The 8,549-nt window shown below is 44.1% G+C and carries 7 protein-coding genes; 2 read left to right on the top strand and 5 right to left on the bottom strand.

The window, feature by feature from the left end:
- A partial coding sequence (locus WA1_RS03865) for an MATE family efflux transporter (RefSeq protein WP_272819059.1) occupies positions 1-1,204 on the top strand: 1,204 nt, incomplete at its 5' end.
- On the opposite strand, the gene WA1_RS03860 is transcribed toward WA1_RS03865, so the two are convergent.
- The 4 genes from WA1_RS03860 to WA1_RS03845 all read right to left on the bottom strand — a co-directional run bounded on the left by WA1_RS03860 (position 1,199) and on the right by WA1_RS03845 (position 6,866).
- The gene (locus WA1_RS03860; RefSeq protein WP_017741615.1) at positions 1,199-2,188 is read right to left on the bottom strand and encodes a D-alanine--D-alanine ligase family protein; all 990 of its coding nucleotides are present in this window, start codon (positions 2,186-2,188) and stop codon (positions 1,199-1,201) included. The two genes, WA1_RS03865 and WA1_RS03860, sit on opposite strands and share 6 nt — an antisense overlap.
- A 222-nt stretch (positions 2,189-2,410) precedes the next feature.
- The gene (locus WA1_RS03855) at positions 2,411-3,565 is read right to left on the bottom strand and encodes a KamA family radical SAM protein (RefSeq protein WP_017741614.1); all 1,155 of its coding nucleotides are present in this window, start codon (positions 3,563-3,565) and stop codon (positions 2,411-2,413) included.
- A 486-nt stretch (positions 3,566-4,051) separates the two neighbouring features.
- A complete protein-coding gene (gene dxs / locus WA1_RS03850) occupies positions 4,052-5,968 on the bottom strand; it encodes a 1-deoxy-D-xylulose-5-phosphate synthase (protein ID WP_017741613.1) in 1,917 nt (638 codons plus the stop codon).
- A 190-nt stretch (positions 5,969-6,158) separates the two neighbouring features.
- On the bottom strand, positions 6,159-6,866 hold the full coding sequence (locus WA1_RS03845) for an S-layer homology domain-containing protein (protein ID WP_017741612.1): 708 nt from the start codon (positions 6,864-6,866) through the stop codon (positions 6,159-6,161).
- A gap of 210 nt (positions 6,867-7,076) precedes the next feature.
- Between WA1_RS03845 and rpiA the strand changes: the two genes are divergently transcribed.
- Complete coding sequence (rpiA, locus tag WA1_RS03840) at positions 7,077-7,787, top strand: ribose-5-phosphate isomerase RpiA (RefSeq protein ID WP_017741611.1); 711 nt, start codon at positions 7,077-7,079, stop codon at positions 7,785-7,787.
- Positions 7,788-8,020: 233 nt separating this feature from the next.
- Here rpiA and WA1_RS03835 read toward each other — a convergent pair whose 3' ends face one another.
- Positions 8,021-8,257 carry a hypothetical protein gene (locus tag WA1_RS03835; RefSeq protein WP_017741610.1) on the bottom strand — a complete coding sequence of 79 codons (237 nt, stop codon included), beginning with the start codon at positions 8,255-8,257 and terminating at the stop codon, positions 8,021-8,023.
- Between the last annotated feature and the right edge of the window lie 292 nt (positions 8,258-8,549).

The following is an 8,549-nucleotide window of genomic DNA, read 5'->3' as shown; positions in this document are numbered from 1 at the left end:
GGGTGCAGTGACTTTTTCCACTCTGGCTTCTGTTTGTCGTTCTGCGCTTTCAGTCGTCGGTGCGAGTGTCGCAAACGCTTTTGGTGCGGGCAAGACAGAGCGAGTCAGTCATGCTGCAAGTCAGGGTGTTTGGTTAGCTGCTACCCTCTGTTTACCTATGATGTTTGTCATTTGGCATTTTGACTCTATCCTCCTGCTTACCGGTCAAGAAGAAGGTATTGTATCATTAGCTAAAACATATTTGCAGGCTATTGTTTGGGGTTTTCCTGCCGCGCTGGGTTTTTGCGTGTTAAAAGAAGTTGGCTCTGCCCTTAATCGCCCTCAATTCCTGATAGTCACTACAGTCGTTGGGTTACTGTTAAATGTAGCTTTCAATTACGTGTTTATGTTCGGTAAATTTGGTTTACCGTCTCTTGGTTTAGCGGGGATCGGTTGGGCTAGCGCTCTTGTGTTTTGGTTGAATTTCATTGCTGCTGCTATTTGGATGTGTTGCGATGAGTACTTTAAGGAGTACCAAATCGATCGCGCTTGGCGTCAGTTTGATAAGGATATGTTTGTAAATATCGTCCAAACTGGATCGTTCTTGGGTTTGCAGTATGCAGCAGAAATTGGAGTGTTCACTGCTATTGCCTTGCTCATGGGTTGGTTTGGGACAGATACTTTAGCAGCCCACGAAATAACTGCTGAGACAGAAAGTTTTGTTGAGACAGTGTCTATAGGTATTTCCTATGCCACTATGATGAGAGTAGGACAGTTAAAGGGACAAAACGATCTTAGGGGGGCAAGCAGAGCCGGATTCGTTGGTATTGCCCTAATTGTTCCCGTTGCAAGCATTGTGGCACTCATTTTTTGGCTATTTCCCAACTTTATTGTGGAGTTGTATTTAGATAGCAGCCATCCGGATAATGTGGAGATAGTTGGGACTGCAATTTCTTTCTTGGAAGTGGCAGCAATAGTGCAGTTATTTTATGGTATTCAGACTATTGCTGCTGGTGCTTTAATAGGATTAAAGGATACCCAAACGCCAATGGCGATCGCCCTGTTTGCCTACTGGGGAGTGGGTATGGGTGGAGGTTATCTCATGGCATTCACTTTGGGTTGGGGCAGTACAGGTTTATGGTTGGGTTTGGTACTTGGATTGCTCATGAGTGCAGTGCTTTTAACTTTGCGTTTTTACCTCTTGACATATGAGCATAATTCATGATATATATCTCTGCCATGCTGATTCGACTATTTCGTTAATCAACTGTGTGTAGGATAAACCTGCAAGACCTCCCATAATAGACAGGTCTGAAAGAACATGGTTGAGACCTGGTAATGGATTTATCTCCAGAAAATGCAACTCACCACTAGCATCGCAGCGCAAGTCTACGCGAGCAGCATCGCGACAACCAAGGATATGGTAGGCATCTAATGCCAGTTGCTGCGCTTGTGCTGCAAATGGTTCGGAATCTGCAATGAGGCGATAGGATACCCGTTCCAAGTATTCATCTTTGTTGAGAGCAGTATAGGCGAAAGTCTCTGCTTTATCTGTAAAAATGACTTCCATCACGCCCACCACCCGTGCAGCGTTACCATTCCCAATAATGCCTACTGTGACTTCTCTCCCAGGAAGAAAGGTTTCTACAAGTACAGACTGATGGAATTTTTCGATGATTTTTTGGCATTTCGTCACTAGCTGAGTGCGTTCTTTAACTAAGGAACGTCCTGTCACGCCTTTGGAACTTCCTTCAGCAACTGGCTTCAGGAAGAGTGGCATCGGTAGCGATACGGCTGCTGCTTCTCTGGTGCTATTTACTACCTCAAATGGCGCTGTAGGTAAACCGCGATCGCGGACTACACTTTTGGCAAGAGCCTTATCAAGTGTAAGAGCACAGGTTAATGGGTCAGCAAAAGTGTGAGGTTGAGCAAATAATTCACAGACAGCAGGCACTTGAGCCTCGCGGGAGCGACCTTTGACCCCCTCGGCAATGTTGAAAATTAAATCCCAGCGATCGCCTTTTGTCAATCGCAAAGCAAGTTCTCTACCATTGCCAACACGTTCAACTTGATGACCCAAACTGTTTAGTGCTTTTTCCAACCCAATAAGAGTTTCTTCTGAGTCAAATTCCATCACGTCATCGGCGCTGAAACCTTTGTTAAGATAATCTTGCTTGAGGTCATAACACAGACCAATAAAAATTCCCATATTTTAATACAAATTTGAAAAAAAATGTGACAGATACTCCTGTCCCGCCCGAAGATTACTTATTTAAATAAACCGCAAAGACGCAAAGGACACAAAGAAAGAGAGAAGAAAAGAAGAAAATCGGTAATCTTGTAGCGAGAAGGGAGTAGTCGTGTGAAATTAGCCTGGGCAAAGCTTTCCAATCCAAAATCCACGCATCTAAAATTCAAAATGGTATAAGCTTTATATCTTCGGATCTGTATATGTAAACGTCTTACCTTCCCAGTTACGAACTAGGGCTGCGCCATTCTCATAAGCAAGCAGTGTTTCTTTTTGAATGGGAACTTTGCCACCACCGCCAGGAGCATCAATAACATAAGTTGGCACAGCGTACCCGGTGGTGTGACCGCGTAGTTTGGAGATCAAATCCAAACCTGTTTGTACGCTAGTCCGCAGGTGTGCAGTACCTACAACTGGGTCGCATTGGTAGAGGTAGTAAGGACGGACGCGCAGCTTCAGCAAACTATGAAACAGCTGCTTGAGTGACTCCTCAGAGTCATTCACGTTTTTTAGCAATACAGTTTGACTTCCCAATGGAATACCACCGTCAGCTAGTAAATCACAGGCATACGCCGTTTCTGGAGTCAGTTCCCGTACATGACAAAAGTGTAACGACAGCCACACCCTATGCTTGCGAAGCACGGCAACAAGTTCTGGGGTAATCCGTTGTGGTAAGAAACTCGGTATGCGAGAGCCAATACGTATAAACTCAATGTGTGGAATAGCACGCAAGCGTCTTAATAAGTTGTCTAAGGGTTCATCCGACATGAGCAGAGGATCGCCACCTGAAATCAGCACGTCACGTACCTCAGTATGTTCTTCTAGGTAGGCAACGATCGCATCTAAACGTCGAGTGAGAGGGTACATTTCACCTTGACTAACTAGGCGGGAACGCGTACAGTAACGGCAGTATGCAGCACAAGAGTCAAGTGCAAGAAATAACACTCTGTCAGGATAGCGGTGTACCAATCCAGGTACCACGCTGTCGTGGTCTTCACCGCATGGATCTATCATATCCGTAGGATTAACTACAAGCTCTTCTTCTCGTGGTATTACCTGCAACCGTAGCGGACAAAACGGATCTTCTGGGTCAAGCAGTGCTGCAAAATGTGGTGTCACAGCTATGGCAAACTTCTCAGGAGACTTTAAAAGCCCCTGTTGCTCTGAGGGAACAAGCCGCAACAAACGCTGGAAATGTTCTGGTTTAGTTAATCGGTGCCTCATTTGCCAGCGCCAGTCATTCCACCGTTCTGGGTCATAAGTTTCTCCAAAAATTTGACAAATTTCCTGGCGGCTGGTGTTGTTTATTACAAGTGAATTTAACTCAGTGTAAACCATTATACTTAAATATTATCCCTATTTATTTGCAGGAAGTAAAAAAGTACCCACATTTGATGGGTTTCGCGCCAATACTGCTTGGATGAAGCGGAACAGAAACCCGGTGTCAAGGAAGAAACCGGGTTTCTTGCAGCGCAGACAAATGTTAACCAAGCACTATTAGGTGACATGCTGCTTATAGTTTTAATCGAACTTAGTTCCGAAACGACCTGCGGTAATTACTGTAATAAGTGTAAATAAATATTTGTATTTGATATGAATCGCTAACAATATATAGTAAAAAATAATACGTTAGTGGTTAGTGGTTAGTGGTTAGTAGGTAAGCTAACAATTATTTAACTTGCACAACCTTAATAAATCTAACTCTTGTGGGGCAGGCGTCCCCGCCTGCTCTACTGTGTAAATTAAAAGCGCAACAGCTTAAATCAACGGTGGTGAGATCCCCGACTTCTTGAAGAATTCGGGGATCTTAAAGCGTTTTTTCTACTAAACACTAACAATCGTCGTAGAAAGTTCGCGTTTAAAGAAAGCATGTAAAACTCTGTCAGCAATTTGGGGAGTCGTTAAACCTAACGCGGCTTTCGATTCGTTGGGTTCGGCATGGTCTACCAACAAATCTGGTATACCGATGCGCTTAATCGGAACCACTATATCGGCATCTAAAAGCGCTTCTGCAATTGCCGAACCGAAGCCTCCCGTAATACAGCCCTCTTCTAAAGTCACAACTCGCCCAATTTTCTGAGCAAGTGGGAAAATTAATTCCGTATCTAAAGGCTTGGCGAAACGCGCATTAATCACAGTTGCTTCAATGCCGTGTTCACTGAGAATTTCGGCTGTTTGCATTGCTGGTTGCACCATTGTGCCATAGCCAAGGATCAACACATCATCTCCAGTCCGGAGAATTTCCCCTTTACCAATTTCTAAAGGTTCCCAACCTTCTTCCATCAGAGGAACGCCATAACCGCTACCACGAGGGAAACGCATCGCGATTGGTCCCGATGTGTGATTAATACCGGTGACTACCATCCGTTGCAATTCTGCCTCGTCTTTAGGTGCCATAAGAACCATGTTGGGAACACAACGTAGATAGGCAATATCATACATTCCCTGGTGAGTTGGACCGTCAGCACCAACAATTCCCGCCCTATCCATACAGAAGAACACTGGCAGGTTTTGGATGCAAACATCGTGAATGATTTGGTCGTAGGCGCGTTGTAAGAAGGTAGAGTAAATAGCCACAACCGGACGCATACCTTCAGATGCTAGCCCTGCTGCCAAGGTAACTGCGTGCTGTTCGGCAATGCCTACATCTATATATTGATTGGGCAGTTTCGCTTGCAATTTATCTAACCCCGTTCCTGTTGCCATTGCGGCAGTAATACCAACAATTTTGGGGTTTTGTTCGGCAAGTTTAACCAAAGTGTGGGCAAAAACTTTGCTGTAACCAGGCGGCTTGGGCTTATTGGAGGGAATTGCTTTCCCTGTAGTTAAGTTAAAGGGAACTTGGGCATGATAGCCAACTTTGTCTTGTTCGGCAATTTCATAACCTTTACCCTTGACAGTTGCAACGTGTACCAAAACGGGTCCTGGGATTTGATGTGCCTGTTGGAAAGTCGCAATCAACTCTTCTAGATTGTGTCCGTCTACTGGTCCAATGTAAGTAAAACCCAGTTCTTCAAAGACAGCCCCAACCTTGGGAACAGCCAAGCGCTTCATCCCTTCTTTGATGCGTTCTAGTTCGGGTGAAAGGGATTCTCCAACAAAGGGAATGTGCTTGACTTGTTCCTCCAAATTATCTTTAAGGAATTGTACTGGCGGACTCAGACGCATTTTGTTTAAGTAGCGGGGAATCGCACCAACGTTAGGAGAGATGGACATTTCATTGTCGTTGAGGACAACCAGCAGGTTTGTCTTGGGCAAATGTCCGGCGTGGTTGATAGCTTCTAATGCCATACCACCAGTCAGCGCACCGTCACCGATAATAGAGGCAACTTTAAACTTTTCTCCTTTGAGATCCCTTGCTAAAGCCATGCCCAATCCAGCAGAGATACTGGTGGAAGCGTGTCCCGCACCAAAGTGGTCAAATTTACTTTCACATCGCTTGAGATAACCGGCAATTCCGTCTTTTTGCCGCAAAGTATCGAAGTTAGTGTAGCGTCCTGTAATCAGTTTGTGAGGATAAGCTTGGTGTCCTACATCCCAGATAACCTTATCGCGGTCTAAATCCAGGGTTTGGTAAAGCCCTAGGGTCAATTCTACAACTCCCAAACCAGGTCCGAGGTGTCCTCCAGTAACTGCTACAGTTTGGAGATGTTTATCTCGAATCTGACGGGCAATTTGTTGTAACTGGCGAATCGACAAACCGTGCAGTTGGTTGGGATGAGTAATTTCACTCAGGTGCATAACTATAGGGTTTTCCTCTCTACTTTTTGTATTTCTGATTTTCCCACGCTAAGGGCTGTCAACCCACAATCATGTTTAAGCTTAATCTCTTTCGCAAGAGTTATTGGTAAATATTCAAGCTTTGACGAATTTGTCAATATATACAATGAAGAAAAATGACGCCAACAACCATGATAAAAAACAAGATCTTCTATTGTAGGGATTCTGGGCTAATTCTAACGCCTGGAACGATCGGTGTTTCCGGTTGTGGCTGTTGTCTTTGTAGATATTTACTCAGTACAAAAGCCATATCTCCACGAGTCATGGGTTGTAATGGGGAAACATTGCCCTGTTCATCCGTATTGACAAATCCCTCACTGACTGCTGTGGCAATTGCTTTTCTTGCCCAAGTAGGAATAGAAGCCGCATCTGAATATGGGGCAAGAATTTCGTTAACTGTTTGATCGGGAAATTGAAAGACACCATAAGCTTGTGCAAAAATTGCCAATGCTTCTGCTTTAGTGACTCTTTGATTGGGAAAAAACAAATTTCCCCGGTAACCTCTCATAATATCAGTTTTTAAAACTACTTGAATATCATTAAACACAGGATTGGACGGGGGCACATCAGTCACCTTGACATTTTCTTTAGTGGCAGCCTGTCTTTTATCCAGTCGAAATGCCTTTACCATAATCGAAGCTAATTCTGCTCGACTGATAAACCTTTCTGGATAAAAATTTCCATCTGGAGCATTAGACATCAATTTGGCAGCAACGACTTGTGCGATCGGATCAAATCGTTGTTCGGTGTTGGCTTGCCCAAGTGCGATCGCCTTTGGCGCAAGCCGTACCCGGCTTATCGCTACATTGGGAAAAGATTGTAGTAGTGCAACTAATGAGATACTTAGAAGCTGACGCATAATTATATACACTTTAAGCGACTACTGCTCCACAAACCCCTTTAGTGACGAATTTCTGTTCAGTATTGTTGCCAACCAACCACATTACAGCAGACTGTAATTGGATAGCAAAACCATATAACTCTAATTCTTTTCCGCAAAACCGTTTTGCTCATCTTTACCTTTTTCCCTTACCCTGAACTATAGTTTATGATTTGAGGAGCTTTGGGAATGACCGCAGCAGCAGACCCCATCAAGTTGATGAAGCAAGAAGTCGGCAAAGCCGCCGCCGCTTTGGTAGAATCAGGTTCGATTGTTGGGTTGGGTACAGGGTCAACGACAGCATACGCAATTCAGTTTTTGGGCGATCGCCTGAAGTCTGGTGAAATCAAAGATATTGTCGGTGTCCCCACCTCATTTCAAGCAGAGGTGCTGTCCAAACAGTATGGTATCCCGCTAACCACTCTAGATGCTATCGATCGCATTGACATTGCCATTGATGGTGCAGATGAAGTCGATCCTCAAAAGAATTTAATCAAAGGTGGTGGAGCAGCCCATACTCGCGAAAAAGTCGTTGATTACCTGGCAAAGAGGTTCATTGTGGTTATCGATGCTGGTAAATTGGTAGACCGATTGGGTTCTGTTTTTCCCGTACCAGTAGAAGTCATCCCAATGGCGATCGCACCTGTGACACGAGCAATTGAGAAATTGGGCGGCAAACCCGAACTCCGTATGGGTGTTAAAAAAGCAGGTCCAGTTATTACCGACCAAGGCAACATGGTGATAGATGTCAAGTTTGACGCGATCGGCGACCCCGTTAACCTGGAAAAAACACTTAACAACATTCCCGGAGTATTGGAGAATGGAATTTTTGTCAATTGTGCTGACTTAGTGTTGATTGGTGAAGTTAAAGACGGTCAACCGATAGTTCGGCAATTGTAATAGGAAGGGGAATAGGGAGTGGGGAGTAGGGAGTGGGGAGTAGGGGTTAGAGATTCTCTCGTCTCTCGTTCCCTGGCGGAGCCTGGGAATGCAGCCTAAGAGGCTCTCTCTGCCTCGCATTTCCAGCTAAGTACAGAAGGCAGCAGCCTACTTAAAAGCATTTCCATGCTCTGCATGGGAACGAGGGATTATGAAACAGAGACATTCCCTACTCCCCACTCCCTAGTTAAAATTTAATCTTGTCTATAAGTATTATTTTTAGCATCCATTAACCACATTTTTTCGAGGAATACTCTTCGCCGACGGATAACAACAGTACGATATCTTTTATAAGTTGTCATTCCCAGTAATAGAACTATAGGTAAAGAAATGATAAAAAAGCCTATAAGATTGAGGGTATAGGCATCAGCAGCACCCTTAGTATAAGTATTAACATTTGTGGTTGGCTGAGTGCTGATGTGATGTGGCATTGATACCTCCGGAGATTTTTTTAGTGGAACTAACCGAGACTTCACAGAGAACGTTTCATTTTACGCAATACTCCGATAAATTTCCGGGTACATTGTTAAATTCAAGCTCTTTCCCTTTGTGCCGTCATGGTCTTACTGCTTTTGTACAGATAAGTCAAGATAGTATAAATACTTAAGCTTGAATCAAGTCTTGTATTTTTTGTCTCAATATGGTATTGACAGAATGAAATCCATTCTTTACAAGATCGTATTTGATGTGGACTAACGTCCTAACATACAACCAAAAATCCAA

This window comes from Scytonema hofmannii PCC 7110, assembly GCF_000346485.2.
In the GTDB taxonomy this organism is placed as follows: Bacteria; Cyanobacteriota; Cyanobacteriia; order Cyanobacteriales; family Nostocaceae; genus Scytonema; species Scytonema hofmannii.
Note: the sequence above shows the minus strand (reverse complement) of the source record. Positions and strands in the feature narration are given on the sequence as shown.